Source organism: Helicobacter cetorum MIT 99-5656 (assembly GCF_000259275.1).
Lineage (GTDB): Bacteria > Campylobacterota > Campylobacteria > Campylobacterales > Helicobacteraceae > Helicobacter > Helicobacter cetorum.
Genome location: NC_017735.1, coordinates 136555 through 153425, shown reverse-complemented (window position 1 = coordinate 153425; position 16871 = coordinate 136555). Strand labels below are relative to the sequence as shown.

At 36.1% G+C, this 16871-nt stretch carries 12 protein-coding genes; 6 read left to right on the top strand and 6 right to left on the bottom strand.

Annotation, left to right across the window (positions count from 1 at the left end):
* The first annotated feature begins 1645 nt into the window (after window positions 1-1645).
* Window positions 1646-4015, top strand: coding sequence for an outer membrane beta-barrel protein (locus HCD_RS00765; RefSeq protein WP_014658711.1), 2370 nt, complete (start codon window positions 1646-1648; stop codon window positions 4013-4015).
* A 17-nt stretch (window positions 4016-4032) separates the two neighbouring features.
* On the opposite strand, the gene rlmN is transcribed toward HCD_RS00765, so the two are convergent.
* The 5 genes from rlmN to HCD_RS09270 all read right to left on the bottom strand — a co-directional run bounded on the left by rlmN (window position 4033) and on the right by HCD_RS09270 (window position 9460).
* Window positions 4033-5112: a dual-specificity RNA methyltransferase RlmN gene (gene rlmN / locus HCD_RS00760; protein WP_014658710.1), complete on the bottom strand. Its 1080-nt coding sequence runs from the start codon at window positions 5110-5112 to the stop codon at window positions 4033-4035.
* Complete coding sequence (locus HCD_RS00755) at window positions 5102-6097, bottom strand: KpsF/GutQ family sugar-phosphate isomerase (RefSeq protein ID WP_014658709.1); 996 nt, start codon at window positions 6095-6097, stop codon at window positions 5102-5104. Before HCD_RS00755 ends, rlmN begins: the two co-directional genes overlap by 11 nt.
* Window positions 6081-8144 (bottom strand): ribonuclease J, encoded by a 2064-nt coding sequence (locus HCD_RS00750; RefSeq protein WP_014658708.1) that lies wholly within the window; start codon window positions 8142-8144, stop codon window positions 6081-6083. The genes HCD_RS00755 and HCD_RS00750 overlap by 17 nt, the downstream gene beginning before the upstream one ends.
* Before the next feature lie 38 nt (window positions 8145-8182).
* Window positions 8183-9001: a 16S rRNA (adenine(1518)-N(6)/adenine(1519)-N(6))-dimethyltransferase RsmA gene (rsmA, locus tag HCD_RS00745; protein ID WP_014658707.1), complete on the bottom strand. Its 819-nt coding sequence runs from the start codon at window positions 8999-9001 to the stop codon at window positions 8183-8185.
* Between the two features lie 282 nt (window positions 9002-9283).
* The gene (locus HCD_RS09270; protein WP_158308543.1) at window positions 9284-9460 is read right to left on the bottom strand and encodes a hypothetical protein; all 177 of its coding nucleotides are present in this window, start codon (window positions 9458-9460) and stop codon (window positions 9284-9286) included.
* A 334-nt stretch (window positions 9461-9794) separates the two neighbouring features.
* Here HCD_RS09270 and HCD_RS00735 point away from each other — a divergent pair, with 334 nt between their 5' ends.
* Window positions 9795-10745, top strand: a complete 951-nt coding sequence (locus tag HCD_RS00735; RefSeq protein WP_014658705.1) for an outer membrane beta-barrel protein — start codon at window positions 9795-9797, stop codon at window positions 10743-10745.
* A 27-nt stretch (window positions 10746-10772) separates the two neighbouring features.
* Here HCD_RS00735 and HCD_RS00730 read toward each other — a convergent pair whose 3' ends face one another.
* Window positions 10773-11399 carry a hypothetical protein gene (locus tag HCD_RS00730; RefSeq protein WP_014658704.1) on the bottom strand — a complete coding sequence of 209 codons (627 nt, stop codon included), beginning with the start codon at window positions 11397-11399 and terminating at the stop codon, window positions 10773-10775.
* Between the two features lie 101 nt (window positions 11400-11500).
* Between HCD_RS00730 and HCD_RS00725 the strand changes: the two genes are divergently transcribed.
* Genes HCD_RS00725 through fliI form a run of 4 tightly spaced genes read left to right on the top strand, consistent with a single transcriptional unit; the run spans window position 11501 to window position 16871 of the window.
* Complete coding sequence (locus HCD_RS00725) at window positions 11501-11761, top strand: RNA-binding S4 domain-containing protein (RefSeq protein WP_014658703.1); 261 nt, start codon at window positions 11501-11503, stop codon at window positions 11759-11761.
* Window positions 11762-11771: 10 nt separating this feature from the next.
* Window positions 11772-14633, top strand: coding sequence for an isoleucine--tRNA ligase (gene ileS, locus HCD_RS00720; RefSeq protein ID WP_014658702.1), 2862 nt, complete (start codon window positions 11772-11774; stop codon window positions 14631-14633).
* Window positions 14634-14645: 12 nt separating this feature from the next.
* A complete protein-coding gene (locus HCD_RS00715) occupies window positions 14646-15560 on the top strand; it encodes a CpaF/VirB11 family protein (RefSeq protein ID WP_014658701.1) in 915 nt (304 codons plus the stop codon).
* The gene (gene fliI, locus HCD_RS00710; RefSeq protein ID WP_014658700.1) at window positions 15561-16871 is read left to right on the top strand and encodes a flagellar protein export ATPase FliI; all 1311 of its coding nucleotides are present in this window, start codon (window positions 15561-15563) and stop codon (window positions 16869-16871) included. It begins immediately after the preceding gene.

Below are 16871 nucleotides of genomic sequence, written 5' to 3'. Positions count from 1 at the left end.
TTTATTCAAAGAGATTTCTTTGAATAATGCAATGGCTTAGGGATACTTACAAATGGCAAGTGAGTATAAGAAAGAGCAAAAAAATGCAAGAAGCTTGTAGTAATATGTTAGCAGAAAGTGCCAATGTAGCAAAAAGAGTTTCAAAAAACAAAATGATGATTTGCACAAAATCTGTTTGACGAGATGGGGGAGGAGCAACAAAAGTGAATGCCAAAAATAAGAAAGAATCTATTGGCAACTTTCAAAAAAATGAAAAAGAAGGAGTGCCAAATGAAAAAGAAAAGCAAAAATTAATTTAAAAAGAAGGGTTTCAAATCGCCCTATATGATAGCTTGTTAAAGTTGGTTAAAGAGAGTAAACAAGCATAAAAAAGATTAAAATCTCCCAAAAAGCTACGAACTCCAACAAAAGCAAGTTTGTATTTAAAAAAAGAAAATTGCCGATGTTTTTAAAAAGAAATTGCAAACACTAGCAGGTATTTGTTGTAGAAACTTTTGTTTAAGATGGCTTGTATAAAACGCTTAGCGAATAATCTCTGTATGATAGAGAAAGTATAGATTTAAGATAAAAATATGTATCTTTAGACAATCTTATGTATTATTACAAAAGAATGCTACATGCTAAATGGGAGAATTAAAAAGGTTTGTCATGGAGGGTTATTGGCTATTCTATGGTAGAGCGTATTAATTATTTTTTAAAAAAATTTTGAATCCTATAGCTATTAACTAGAATGTAGAATTGGTTTTTTGAAACCAACCAATAATCTCTATTAGAAAATGTAAGAATATTTATAAAATTTTTAGTATGAATTATTGTGACTTAGCGTTTAGCTATGCAGAGTATTTGAACATCTATATTGGTAGCAATTAAAATGTATATCTTGTTTCTAGGGGTGAAGTTAAAATCACAAGCTTAGGATATTATAGGAAAAACAGCTGTTAATCCACAGTGTTATTAAGTGATGTTTTTAAGAATAGAGTATTTTTCTTTTTTGCCATATTTGTTTAAGAAAGTTGTTTGTCTCGTTCTAAAATTGGTTGAGAGATTTTACAAAGAGCAAAAGGTTTGCTTTATGGTAGAGCTTATAAGGATTTTAGAGAGAAGAATTGATGTTCCCTAAGTTAATTTTAGTAGATTTAAAAATCTCAATAGGTGCCAATATATATATTCTCTAATGAATATTTGAGTGCTTATTTGTGCGTTTTATATAGATTGGTATAAGAGAGAATAAGCTCCAGTGCTTATTAAAATCATTTGATTTCACTCTCAATATTTACTCTCTTATACTTAAAGATATTAAAATATTTTAGTTTTTTTTAAGTTATAATAAATACTACTTGCTAAGCTCTCCCTTAATTGCCTACAAGCCACTTCAATATCTAGGGTTTTGGATTCTCTAATGGTACATAATAACCCTTTAGGGTTTAAAAAGTCTGCAAAAAAATCTAGCACTCCCTATGCTAGGGCATTCACAATTTGCCTTAAAGACAGAGCATTTATGCAAAAAGGTAATCGTAGATAATTAAAAACGACAAAACAATCTTTAATCATGCGTTGGCAGACATTAAAACTTTTTTGTTAGAATGGTAGAAGTTAATGTTTGGCATAGGCGTATGGAGAGTTGGTTTTGTTAAAGGGTCCTTAAATGAATAAAATTTTATGTCTTGTAGGGCTTGTATTTTATTATGCTTATGCTATTCCAGTAGATTATGCACCTCTTTTAAAAGGGGCTTTGGATGGGGTGTTTGTAAGCTTTGGTATGGAAGCAGGTGGTGGTGCTATGATTAGCTCTTCTGTTTCGGATAATCTCAATATAACTAAAATAATTCAAACAACAGGTAACTCGCATGCAGAGATGGTTTCGCAACTCAAAAAGCAAGCTTATGCAAATGCAATCGCACGCTTGCGGAATAATCAAGCACAAACCAAAGAAATTCTTTTAAGGTTTGCTAAAGAAGTCGCACAATTATCCACACATCAAAACAAAGAAAATGATTTTTTCGCTCGTTTTGAAAACATGCTTGTTGGCCACTCACAAGAGGGATTAGAACAATACCAAGCCTATTTGAATGAAAAAGTTGCTTATTATGAAAAGCAAAACGCTGAATTGATTGCTCAAGCACGCATAAAGGTGCGTGATTTTTACGACAAATACAATCAAGCTAATATTGACCATAGCGTTCTTTTGGCTCAGGGCGTTGTAGTCTATCAGTATTTGAGTGAACAAATCGCCTTGATTTCTAAGAATTTAGGTGTTGCCGACACAACACCCCCCTTAGACTTTAATATTAATTCTATTAGCTTAATGGATGCTCCACGCATTTATCAAGCACTTTTGGATATAAATAAAAATATAGGTATGATGCAAGAAAGTTTGCAAGATAAAATCGTGCTTTTAAAGGATAAAAACAATTCCATTGTTAAAGCATTTGATACCAAGTTAGATAATCTTTCCAAAGAAGCCTTAAATTTAAAGCAACAAGTCTTAAATGAAGTGGTTACCATCAGTCAAAATTTTGCTAAAGAGTTCCATCAAAATTGGGAACAACTTATGGTGGGTAAGAAATTTGGCAATGATTTAAACAATATTGCTCTCATCAATAATGGTAGGTCATGCGCGTTGCTTCTTTTGTTTGGAGAAGGGTCTGATGGAGGAACTTGCGGAAAGTTCAGCGTGCCTAAACCTACTTGGGATAAATCTTTAGATATTTCTGTAGAACAAGTGTGGAACACTCTGTTTAATATCGGTCAGTTAGGCACTAAGGTGATTATCCAAGCCCCTAATGTTGTTGGGGGAGGTCAAGGGACTAATGGTGTGCCAAACGCTACTTATGAAAAAGAAATCCATGATGCTTTCAACTTTTTAGATAAGTATGGCATAGGCAATCCTAATTTTGTAGGCAACTTTAAACACTCTATGCTTTATGAATTGCTTCAAGTAGCCTTAGACCATAACGCTTTTAATGACTTTGACACTCTTTTGAATAACTACACCACAAAAATGATTCCTTATATGCTAAATGTTTTTTCTAATCCAGAAGACCCTTTTTGGGCTATGGGGGTAAAAAGTTCACAATTAGAGAAATATTGTGCTAATAGGCATGGACAACTTCCTGTGCCTAGTCTTTGGGGTGGGTATCAAGCAAGTTTTTGTGAATACAATAGTTGGAGCAATTCGTATTATTTAGGCGTGCTATATTTTTCGCAAGAAGAGATAAAAAAGATTGTTGCCCCCTTGCAAGCACAAGGGAATGAAATTTTATCAAGTGTCAATTCCGAGCTTACGCCCTTAACTTCACAACTTGCTCAATTACAGCATAAAGGGCCACAAACTTATGCAATACCCAATTTTAACCCTATAACCTTAAAAACGCCTACAAATTTTCCTAATCCCCCAAAATTCAATACGCAACCTACTGCATTGCCCAATCTTATATCTCCTACAAACTTTACTCCAAACAATCATTATTCTTCCTTGTCTAAGGGTTCTAGTCCCATAAGCTTTTCTACGCAAAACCTAAAAGCCAATACCTACTCTTTGGGTTTGCACACTCAGTTTGGTTATCAAAAATATGTGAATCCTTTCATAGGGTTTAGCACCTATGCTGAGTTTGGTTATCGCTATAATTATACAGGACGCTACAAAACTTATGGTCTATCTTCGCTCAATCAATATCGTTTTGGTATAGGCGAAAATGTCATTTTTAATTTTTATAGCGATATAAAACTTTATGAAAAGCGTGCAATTATTCGTGCTTATGGTCTTTTTGCTGGACTTTTAGGGGTGGCCAATCTTTATACTTTTCAAAGTTCTAATAAGATGTTAAATGATTTTAATATGGATTTGACTTTTGGACTAAGAATTAGACATGATAATTCGCTTTGGATTTTGGGGGCAAAAATTCCACTTATCAATCAAGTTTTACACACGCCTTATGAACATGTCAAACTGATAGATAATTATCATAGCTCCAGCGTGTTTTTAAGTTTTACAAAATTCTTTAAGCGTTTATAACTTTTGATGCACAGGAACTAACTTTGGGGCAAATGATGAAGTTTTTTCTCTCTTAATTGCCCACAAGCTGCTTCAATATCTAGGGCTTTGGATTCTCTAATGGTGCATAATAATCCTTTAGAGTTTAAAAAATCTGCAAAAATTCTAGCGCTCTCTATACTAGGGCGTTGGAACTTAGAGCCAGCGTGTGGATTGAATAAAATCAAATTCACTTTAGATTTAATGCCATTTAAAAGTTTCAAAAGTTTTTTAGCGCAATCCAAACTATCGTTTAAGTCTTTGATTAGAAGGTATTCAAACATCACTCGTTTGCGTTGTTCTAAAGGCCATTGTCTTACTTCATTTAAAACGCATTCAATATTGTATTTTTTATTCAAAGGCATTAAAGATGAGCGGGTTTTATCATCTACAGCGTGTAAGGATATGGCTAATTGCACGCCTAGATTCTTGCTCGCTAAGACAGGAATTTTATCGGCTACGCCACTGGTTGAAATCGTGATTCTTTTAGGTGAAATTTGTAAGCCGTGATTAAAAATCTTAATCGCTTTACACACTTCATCTAAGTTATTCAAAGGTTCGCCCATTCCCATAAAGACAATGTTAAGCGCTTTTTCAATAGGTAAGTTATTGTCTTCTTTAATGAGTAAGGCTTGTTGGATAATTTCACTCGCTTTTAAGTTTCTTGCAAAACCGCCTTTTTGAGTGAAACAAAATGCACAGCCTACTTGACAGCCTACTTGACAAGACACGCATACGGTGTATTTTTCCCCTTCTAGTATTACGCCACTCTCTTCATCAATCTTTTTATCTTTCATCTTTAAAAGCACGGCTTCAAAAGTATGACCATCTATTAAAGACTTAAAAAGATATTTTTTAGAACCATCAATGCTCTTACTAACATGCGTGATTTCTATGGTGCGCAAAACAAATTCTTGCTCCAAATAAGCGATAAAATCTTTTGAAAAATTATTTTGCATGTCCTTAAAGCTTGTTTTATACTTCGCATAGAGCCACAAATAGAGTTGTTTAGCCCTAAAACTTGGTTTTAAAAGTTGGCTTAATTCATCTAAAGTAAAATCATATATGCTAGGTTTCATTAGATAACCCTAATTCTAAAAGTTGGTGTAAGTGTAAGACCCCTAAAACTTTATTTTGAGTATCTACGCACACTAAAAGCTGGATTTTATGGTGTTCTAAAAATTCTAATGCCTCTAAAATAAGGGCGTCTAAATGGTTAAAGCTTTTAGGTTTTAGAGTGGCAAAATGCTTGACTTCGCTATCTAAACTAAGCCCCTTTAATAACGCCCTACGCACATCGCCATCGCTTAATACCCCTATAAGCTCGTTATTTTCATTGACTAAAATCGCACTGCCTAAGCGTTTTTCACTCATTTCTATGAGCGCGTTTTTAAAGCTTGTGTTGGGCGTTATTAAAGGAAGATTGGTGGTTTGTAATAAATCTTTGACCTTTACAAAAAGCTTTTTACCTAAAAGCCCACCCGGATGAAAGGACGCAAAATCTTCTTTGCTAAAGTTCTTAGCTTGCATTAAACATGCCATTAAGGCATCGCCTAGTGCAAGGGTGAGTGTGGTAGAAGTTGTTGGGGCGGTGTTAATAGGGCAAGCCTCTTTGTCAATTTTCAAGCTCAAATAATAATCGCCTAATTTAGAGAGTGAGCTAGTAGGGCTTTTAGTCATGGTGATGATTTTATAACTCAAGCGTTTTAGGTGAGAAAAAACACTTAATAATTCTTGAGATTCCCCCCCATAGCTAATCATTAGAATAATATCGTTTTTATCCACCAAGCCCAAATCCCCATGCATAGCCTCTGTTGGGTGTAAAAAAGCACTTTTATTGCCGGTGCTTAGCATGGAGGCTACGATTTTTTGAGCGACTAAGGCACTTTTGCCTACGCCTACAACAACAAGCTTGCCCCCCTTTTCTTGGCTCTCCAAAATAAGCTTGACAATCTTTTCTAAATCATTAGAAGTTTGAAATTGCTTAACGCTCTCTAAAAGTGCGTTCGCTTCATCTCTTAGAACTTGAGTAGCGATAGCATTAAAATTAAGACGCGTGGACATGACAAATGATGGCTGGGTATTTTCTAAACTTTTTAAACAACGATTTTCTAATGAAATTACGCACACAATCTTCTAATTTCTTAGAATGGCTAAACACTTCAGCATTGCTAGATTTTAAAAGCATCTCTAAGCCCCCTTGAATTTCTTTAACCAAGTTCTTTTCATCTTTAAAGCTTACAAGTCCTAGGCTAGAAAATTGAGAGCTTTCTAAAAGAGCTTGTTTATTTTTATTTACAAAAAGTGTGGCAAAAAACGCCCCAACACTGGCGACTTCTTCTCTTTGTTGCACGATATTAGTATCAATGCTTAGGCTACTTTGATTGTCAATATAGCTTTTTCCGCTCTTAATCGTGCCGACTTTTCTAATGAAATTAGGGCTTACTTCTACTTGGTCGCCATCTTCCATTAAATAAATATTTTTTTCAGGCACTCCACAAGTTATAGCAGTTTGTTTGTGGCGTGCGACATGGTTATACTCCCCATGCACAGGCAAGAAAAACTTGGGCTTAATGAGTCTTAACATAAGCTTTTGTTCTTCTTGAGCGGCATGCCCACTTACATGGATATTATTAAACTCTTGGTAAGCTACTTTGGCTTCTTTTTTCATTAAGAAATTCAATACTGCTGAGACACTCGCCTCATTTCCGGGAATGGCTTTAGCTGAAATAATGATTAAATCGCTTGGTTTGATAGAAATATGGCGGTGTTCATCAGTGGCCATGCGATAGAGTGCACTCATAGTCTCACCTTGTGAGCCAGTGGTTACGATTAAGACTTCATTATCGGGGTATTGCGCTACTTCATTAGCCTCAATAAAGGACTGATAGGGCAAATGGATATAGCCTAACTCTCTAGCAATGTCTAGGTTTTTTTCCATAGAGCGACCAATTACGGCGATTTTTCGGTTGTATTTAATGCCATATTGTATGGCTTGATACACTCTGTGAATATTACTAGAGAAAGTGCTCATAATCACTCTGCCTTGCGCTTCTTTAAAAAGGGCGTCAAAGGTAGGGGCTATGGTGCTTTCACTAGGTGTGGTGCCGGCTTTATGAGAGTTAGTAGAATCACTTAATAAAAGCATGACCCCTTTTTCACCATAATGAGCTAGGCGATACAAATCAGTGGGTAAGTTATCTACTGGGGTGTGGTCAATCTTAAAATCGCCGGTATGAATAATTGTGCCCGCTTTAGTTTGAATGGCTAATGCACTACTATCAATGATAGAGTGCGTGATATGAATCCATTCAATGATAAATTCGCCAATGCTAATGGGACAGCGTTTTTCAATGATTTTAAAATACGAGCGGTATTTTTTCAAACCATGTTCATCAAACTTGCTTCCAATAAGACCCAAACTTAAGGGTGTGCCATAGAGGGGGAATTGTAATTCTTTGAATAAATAAGGCGTTGCTCCTATGTGGTCTTCATGGGCATGGGTGATGATAATACCAGCGATTTTGTCCTTGATTTGGTGTAAATAAGAAAAATCTGGGATTAAAATATCCACACCAAATAGCCCTTCTTTAGGAAAGCTCATGCCCACATCAATCACAATGGCACTTTTTGGGGTTTCAATGACCATCATATTGCCCCCAATCTCGCCTAAACCTCCTAAAGGCGTGATTTTAACGCTTGCTTTAGAGTTTAAATTCATCTTATAATGCGGGTTTAAATGCTCCACTTGGATTTTATTATTCGTCTCAACGCCTTTTTTTAGTTCTTTGTGAAAGCCTAAAGTTCCTCTTTCATTCACATGTAAAATCTCTGTTACACCCTCTACTTTGTTTTTATCTAGCTCTTCTTTGGCGTAATTTCTTGTTTTTTGTGGGGCGTTTTTAGGTTTGTTGTAATTAGGGTTAGTCGTTCTTTTGCTAGGGTAGCGTTCTTTTTTGCTATTTGGATGCGTCTCGTTTTTGTTCTCGGTATTTTCCTTATTAAAACGCTTCTTGCGGTTAGTGAATCGCTCAAACGCCCCTACTCGTGGCTCATAATTAGCTTTTGTGTTTTCGTTATTATTTTCATAATTATTGTCGTTATTAGTCATTACTTGTATATTCCTTCACATAAATTTTTTAAAAGGACTTAGCCTTTTAAAACATACTCTAAGAGCTTGAGATAGTCTTTTATCTCAGACGCTCTCACGCTTGTTGGTTGATTTTCTAATTCTAAAAATTCTAACACCTTAGAAAGCTTTTCTCTGTAAGAGACGCTTTTTTTAAGATTGTTTGAAAGCGTCTTTCTAGGAGCTATGAAACAAGCTTTCAAAAAATCTTCTAATGTTTCAAACCCTTTTTTTAGGGCTTCTTCAAAAGGCGATTGAGTCGGTGCTAAATGAACTAATGCCTTCTCTTTGAAAGGGTCTTTAACGACCCTAAACACGCTAGAGAACACCTTTGGCGGTGGATTAAACGCACTAGGTGGCACATCAAATAAAAGAGTGGCATTCCCTACAGCATCCGCTAAAACACTTAAGGCGTTTTGTGAATCTTTAGCACAAAATTTCAACGCCACTTCTTTTTGTGTCATCACTAATAAACCCCTACATTTAGGGTCTTTAAGAGCGTTTAATACAAGCCTAGTAGCGATGTAATAAGGCAAATTAGAAACCAAAAAATAAGGCTCTTGCTCGTTTAAAAAAAGCGCATCTTGCTCTATTAATTCTAACTCAAAAGGCTTTTTTTGCGTTTTTAACCTTGCTTGCATTTTCTCACACAAGCTACTATCCACTTCATAAGTCTTTAGGGCATACAAATCTAGCAATTTAAGAGTCAAATCGCCCAAACCAACTCCAATTTCTACGAGCTTAACCCCATCTAAGGGGGGCAAAGCCTCTACAATTTGGTCTAAAAACGACTCATCAATCAAAAAATGCTGTCCTAAAGACTTCTTAGCTACTACCATAAGTATTTCTAAATTCCTAGTATTATACCTTAAAAATTAAGACAAGTAATTATAGCTTTTTTCACTCAAACTGAAAGATTTTAATAAGGGCTTTGCTAATGATGAAGTTTTGAGAACATTATATTTTATAATATGATGGTTCTGAGATTTTTGTGCTTTGGTGTGTATTTTTAAAAAATAATCACAAAAATACATTGATTAACAAAATATTGATTTTTGTGTTGTAGAATAAAGTCCTAGCAAGAAAGCTAGATTTAAACTTCAATTAAAGGAGACATCATGTCAGGTCATAAAGAACATCATGGTGAACACCATCATCATCACAGCCACACACACCACCATCACTATCACGGTGGCGAACACCATCACCATCACCACAGCTCTCATCACGAAGAGAATTGCTGTCATGATGGCAAACATCACGGCGAGCATCACGAAGAAGGTTGTTGCCACGGACATCACGGACACCACGAGTAATATCCGTGTAGCTAGGGGCAACTTATTTAAGGTTGTCTCTAGTTTTTTAATTCTTTATTTCATTTTTACTTCAAAATGTCGTTTTTAGTTTTAAAAAATTAAAGTATGCATTTAAAATAAACTAAAAACGCCGTTATATTATTTTAGATATTTTTAGAATATAGATTTGATTTTTTCTAATCATTTTTAAAATCAACGCTTATTGAAACAAAAGCGATTTTTTTATCTAATAGTTTAAACAACGCACACAAGATTTCTTGATTTAAGCTTGAGTGTGTTAGCATATTCAAATCATTTTTTAAACAAGGAAAAAGATATGCATTTACCCCCCCCCCCCATTATTTTAAAGTCAAGTAAGAAATTTTTTAAAATAGTCTTATGCTCTATGCTAGGTTTTAACCTTAGCCATGCTTTAGATGAAAGTAAGCTTAATGAACTCATTGAAAAGAAAGTTAAAGAAGTTTTAGCCAAACAAGAAATCAATCCTAAACATAAAAGAGTGGATAGAAGCGGTCTTTTTGCTGGACTTGGGTATAGTGGGATGTATTCGTGGAATTTCGCTTATAGGGATAGTTTGGTTTGGACTAAATATATTCCGACTTATGAAACTCAAATATTCTTAGAAAGAAAAAATCCTAGCACCATCTTAAACGGCTTTAATTTTAAAGTGGGTTATCAATATATAGCCCCTGTTAGAGTTAAAAAAATGGGTTTTGGGGTTAGGGGTGGTTTTTTATACGCTTCTAGATATGGTAATTATATTGAAAAAGCAAAATACCGATACGAATACGAAAGAATTGTTCCTAGTAAGGGTATTCTTTCTGCTTTATTTGGCAACGGTCAAAATTTTGGCGAAGCGTTTGTTATGCCCATAAAAGGCACTTCCACTTCTTTTAATGGTTCTGCTGTAGGTGTGTCAACTTATAGTTTTTTCATAGATTTTTTGCACAATGTTTATGAAAACGATAAATTATTTGTCGGTTATTTCATAGGGGCTGGGCTAGGGGGTGAGAGTGTTATAGCAGGGTATCTTGGAAATTATCGTAATCAGGTCGCACAATTTCAAGGCTATGGCTCGTTAGGTTTGAGAATGGGTGATAAACACCACACGCTAGAACTCAGTGCAAGTATGCATGGCGATGCTCCAAGTTGCTTTAAGAAAAAGCCAAAGACTTGTGAGAGTGTAAGAGTTATGCAAGTAAAAATCCCTAGAGGATTTTTTGAGAGTTATGTTACATGGAGTGCGGATTATGTGTATCGGTTTTAAAGCTTTTTTAAAAAAGGCTTTAATGGTCTATTGTTTTAATTCCCATGTATCTTTTAAGGAAATATTTTTAAGTTCTTGATTCAAGCTCCCCTCAATCCATTGCGTATTAGCTCCTTTTTCATTATTGTTAAACAAAAATACCCCTAAAAAGCCTTTAGAAGTTCTAATCAAACTCAATTCTACGCTAGGAAGCGTTATATTGCTATTAGGCTTGACTTCAAAAGCTAGGAAAAAGGGGCGGTTGTTTTTGAAGTCATAGCCATTTCTTAAGTGTGGATAACCCGGAGAGCTTTGCAACATGCCTTCTGAAGTGTGGATACTAAATGAATCCAAGTAGTAGAATCCGGATTCTAGTTTGAAAGTCTGAAGCTTAGCCAAAGCAGAGCTATTTTTCCATAAGGGCAATAGATGATTGCGCCCTAATGCAAATAGGCGTCCCCTAGGGTCTTTGAGCTTTGCTTTTTGATTTTCTTTAAGTAGGGCGTTATGTTTAGCAACAACCTCTCTATCAATCTTTCGCCAGTAGGTGCGTACACTTTGTCCTTGATGGGCGATAAAAACACTCACTAAGCTTGGACGATGGCCTTTAGGGGGCAAACAAGATGTTAATAAAAGGGTGGCTAACAAACTCACAAACACAACATAAAATTTCAAACAAATTCCTTAAAAAGAGTGGTTGCTAAATGCTAACATGCTAAAACTAAAACCACCATAAGTTATGAGTAAAAAGTTAAAGAATAAGGTAAAATAAACGCATGCGAATAGACAAATTTTTACAATCAGTGGGTTTGGTTAAAAGGCGTGTTTTAGCGACAGATATGTGTAATGAAAAGGCTGTGCAACTTAATGGTAGTTGCACTAAACCTAGCAAGGAAGTAAAAGTGGGCGATATTATTAGTTTGCACTATTTAAAAGGGGTAGAAGAATACATTATTTTACAAGTGCCTACTTTAAAAAATGTGCCTAGAAAAGACACGCACCTTTACATAGAATCTAAAAACGCCACAAAACAATAAGGATAATTAAATGAAAGAATACAAAAATACCCTAAATCTAAATGCGACCACCTTTTCTATGAAAGGGAATTTAAGCGTTAATGAGCCTAAGACTTATGCCAAATGGCAAGAACAAAAGGCGTTTAAACGCATGCAAGAAAGAAAGAGCAATCATGGAAGTTTCACTTTGCATGATGGCCCACCTTATGCGAATGGACATTTGCATTTAGGGCATGCACTCAATAAAATTTTAAAAGATATTGTGGTTAAAAGAGAGTATTTTAAGGGGAAGAAAGTTTATTATACGCCCGGCTGGGATTGCCATGGCTTACCCATTGAGCAACAGATTTTAGAGCAATTAGAAAAAGAAAAAACAAGCCTAGATAACCCCACGCTTTTTAGAGAAAAATGTAGAGAGCATGCTAAGAAATTTTTAGAAATCCAAAAGAATGAGTTTTTGCAATTAGGCGTTTTAGGGGCTTTTGAAGAGCCTTATAAAACGATGGATTTTAAATTTGAAGCAAGCATTTATAAAGCCTTAGTAGAAGTGGCTAAAAAAGGGCTTTTAAAAGAACGCCATAAGCCCATTTATTGGAGTTATGCGTGTGAGAGTGCGTTAGCTGAAGCTGAAGTGGAATATAAGATGAAAAAATCGCCTTCAGTGTTTGTGGCATTTAGCTTAAATGATGAGAGTTTAGAAAAACTAGGGGTTAGTAAGGCACATTTAGTGATTTGGACGACCACGCCTTGGACTTTGTGTGCGAATGTTGGCATTGCTCTAAAAAAAGACACCATTTATGTGCTTACCAAAAAGGGTTATATCGTTGCAAAAGCCTTGCATGAGAAGTTAGTCGCTTTAAAAGTGGTAGATAGTGAGATTGCGCATGAATTTATGTCAAGTAGAAATCCAGCTGAATTTGACTCAAGAGAATATGCCGCAAAGGAGCTAACACTAGAAGACTTAGAGCTGGTAGCACTAAATCCTCTCAATCAAAGGAAATCTTTAGTTGTTTTAGGCAAACATGTAAGTTTAGAAGATGGCACAGGGGCAGTCCATACTGCCCCTGGACATGGCGAAGATGATTATAGGTTGTGGTTAGACTATGAAGGAGATTTTAAAGCCCATAAGATAGAATTTCTTATGCCTGTAGATGAAAAGGGTTGCTATGATGAAAGCGTGATTGAAAAGAAATTGTTTGGTAGCCAAAGCCATGCCTATGTGGGTCGGCATGTTTTTGAAGCTCAAAGAGATGTTATCAAGCAACTAGGCGATTCGCTCTTATTAGAACAAGAAATTGAGCATTCCTATCCGCATTGTTGGAGAACGCACAAGCCTGTGATTTATAGAGCAACGACGCAATGGTTTATTCTAATGGATGAGCCTTTTATTCAAAATGATGGCTCTAAAAAAACTTTAAGAGAAGTGGCTTTAAATGCGATTGAGAAAGTGGAATTTGTGCCATCTAGTGGGAAAAACCGCCTAAAAACCATGATAGAGAATCGCCCTGACTGGTGCTTGAGTAGGCAAAGAAAATGGGGTGTGCCATTAGCTTTTTTTATAGACAAACGCACGAATAAGCCTTGTTTTGAAACAGAAATCCTAGAGCATGTAGCAGAGCTTTTTGAAGAAAAGGGTTGTGATGTATGGTGGGAATATAGCGTAGTGGATTTGTTGCCCCCTAGTCATAAAGATGATGCCAAACACTATGAAAAAGTCATGCATATTTTAGATGTGTGGTTTGATAGTGCTAGTACCTTTAAGGCGGTTTTAGAAGACTATAAGGGGACAAAGGGGCAAAGTCCTAGCGATGTTGTTTTAGAAGGGAGCGACCAGCATAGGGGGTGGTTTCAAAGCTCGCTCTTACTAGGCTGTATTTTAAATAATATCGCCCCTTTTAAAAAGGTCATTACGCATGGCTTTATTGTAGATGAAAAGGGCGAAAAGATGAGTAAATCTAAGGGCAATGTCGTGTCCTTAGATAGCTTACTCAAAAAGCATGGGAGCGATATTGTGCGTTTATGGGTGGCGTTTAATGACTATCAAAACGATTTAAGAGTCTCTCAAACCTTTTTTGCCCAAACTGAGCAACATTATAAGAAATTCCGCAACACCTTAAAATTCTTGCTCGCTAATTTTAGCGATATGACACTTAAAGATTTAGAACGCCCCCATACTTTTAGCTCTTTAGATAGTTTCTTATTAGAGAATTTAGAGAGCATGAGCGATGAAGTTAATCGTGCGTTTGAAGAGCATGATTTTGTTAAGGGCTTGAATATTTTAATGGCGTTTGTTACTAATGAATTGAGTGGGATTTATTTAGATGCTTGTAAGGATAGCTTGTATTGTGATAGCATAGACAATGAAAAACGCCGAGCCATTCAAATGGTTTTGCTCGCTGTAGCTAGTAGGTTGTGCTATTTTCTAGCTCCGATTTTAACGCACACGATTGAAGAAGTCTTAGAACATAGCGAAGTGCTTCGTGCGTTTTTAGAAGCTAGAGATGTGTTTGACTTAAAAGATATTAAGGTTTTAGAAAAACTTCGCATTAAAGAACTAAAAAAGCAAGATTTTAAAGAAATCTTAGAATTGCGTTCTGTCTTTAGTGAAGAATTAGACAAATTGAAAAAAGAAGGCGTAATTAAAAATTCACTAGAATGTGGCATTGAAGTTAAAGACAAAACGCTCAATGAAAACTTAGTAGAAGAATTGCTTATGGTAAGCTTTGTGGGGCAATCCAAAGAAAATATGGCTAAAGAAAAATTAAGCCAAAACCAAAAATTTGTGCTTTTTAAAGCCCCATCTTTTAAATGCCCAAGATGTTGGCGTTTTAAAAGTGAGTTAGAAAATACCCCTTGTAAGCGTTGCGAGCAAGTCTTACAAGAACAGCAATAAGGGAATAGGGCTTTGCAAACTTTACAAACCCATAGAGTTTTACAAGCCCTAATCGCTCATTTTACGCCTTTTTTAGAAAGTGGCATTACAGAACTTATTATCAATAACGAACAAGAACTTTGGCTTTATAAAGTCAATAACACACGAGAAAAAATCAAAGCTGAACTTTTTAGCAAGGAATTTTTACTGAGATTTTGTGAGCAGTTAGCAAGTTTTAGGGGGTTATTTTTTGATGAATTTCATCCTACGCTTAATTGCTCTATTCCTTTTACACGCTATAGAGTGAGTGCGAATCATTTTAGCATTACCACTAACAATCAAATTACGCTTAATATCCGTGTGCCACAACTCAAACCTTTAAATTTAGATGATTTTACTTTTAAAACAAGCGATAAAGAGAGCTTAAAAGACTTAGCATTAAAGGGGCATAATATTCTCATTAGTGGAGAGACTTCAAGTGGGAAAACAAGCTTACTAAACGCTCTTTTAAATGGCGTGGATAAAAATGAAAGAATTGTGAGCGTTGAAGATAGTCAAGAGCTAGATTTAAAGGCGTTTGAAAATTCTATAGGGCTTTTAGTGGGTAAGCAAGAAAATGGGTGCTTTAATTATGAAGATGCCCTGAATATGGCTATGCGACTAAACCCTGATAGGCTCATTGTAGGCGAGATTGACACAAGAAATGCGGCGTTATTTTTGCGTTTAGGAAACACGGGGCATAAGGGCATGCTCTCAACCATTCATGCAAGTAGTGCCAAAAAAACTTTAGAAGCTCTTTCATTGAATTTAGGCATGCGTTATTCGCATTCTTTAGATAAGGATTTGATGCAAGCGTATTTTAAGAGTGCGATTGATGTCATTATCCATGTGAATAAAGTTAAGAATGTGCGCCAAATTACTGAAGTGTTATTCACTAAAGAGTTTTAAATGCCCCTAAAATCGCTTAAAAACCGCTTGAATCAAAATTTTGATTTATCGCCCCGTTATGGGAGTGTGAAAAAAATCATGCCAAATATCGTTTATGCGAATGGTTTTAACCCATCAGTGGGCGATGTGGTTAAGATTGAAAAAAGCGATGGCACAGAATGTGTGGGAATGGTCGTAGTGGTAGAAAAAGAGCAATTTGGTTTCACGCCCTTTAGTTTTATAGAAGGCACTAGAGCTGGCGATAAAGTGCTGTTTTTAAAAGAGGGGCTGACTTTTCCTGTGGGTCGTAATCTTTTAGGAAGAGTGCTAAACCCTTTAGGACAAGCCATTGATAATAAGGGGGCATTAGATTATGAGAGCCTAGCCCCTGTGATTACAAGCCCTATTGCCCCCTTAAAAAGAGGCTTGATTGATGAGGTTTTTAGTGTAGGGGTAAAGAGCATTGATGGGCTTTTAACTTGTGGTAAGGGGCAAAAACTAGGTATTTTTGCAGGTTCTGGGGTGGGTAAATCCACTTTAATGGGCATGATTACTAGGGGTTGTTCAGCACAAATTAAAGTGATTGCTCTAATAGGCGAAAGGGGTAGAGAAATACCTGAATTTATAGAAAAGAATCTCAAAGGGGATTTAAGCTCTTGCGTGCTAATTGTCGCCACAAGCGATGATAGCCCTTTAATGCGAAAATATGGGGCGTTTTGTGCGATGAGCGTGGCGGAGTATTTTAAAAATCAAGGGCTAGATGTGTTATTTATGATGGATTCAGTTACTCGTTTTGCTATGGCTCAAAGAGAAATCGGTCTGTCCTTAGGCGAACCGCCCACTTCCAAAGGCTACCCCCCATCGGCACTTTCATTATTACCCCAGCTTATGGAAAGAGCTGGCAAAGAAGAGGGCAAGGGAAGTATCACCGCCTTTTTTAGCGTGCTAGTAGAGGGCGATGATTTAAGCGACCCTATCGCTGACCAAGCTAGAAGTATTTTAGATGGGCATATTGTCCTAAGTAGGGAGCTAACTGATTATGGTATCTATCCGCCTATCAATATTCTAAACTCCGCATCAAGGGTAGCTAGAGACATAACAAGCGAGTCTCAAAACCTAAATGCGAGAAAATTCCGCCGTTTGTATGCGTTATTGAAAGAAAATGAAATGCTCATTCGTATCGGTTCTTACCAAATGGGAAATGATAGAGAACTTGATGAAGCAATTAATAAAAAGGCTTTAATGGAGCAATTTTTAATGCAAGATGAAAACGCCTTACAACCTTTTGAAAAAAGCTCTAAAGAGTTGGAAGAAATCTTACAAACCCCCTAA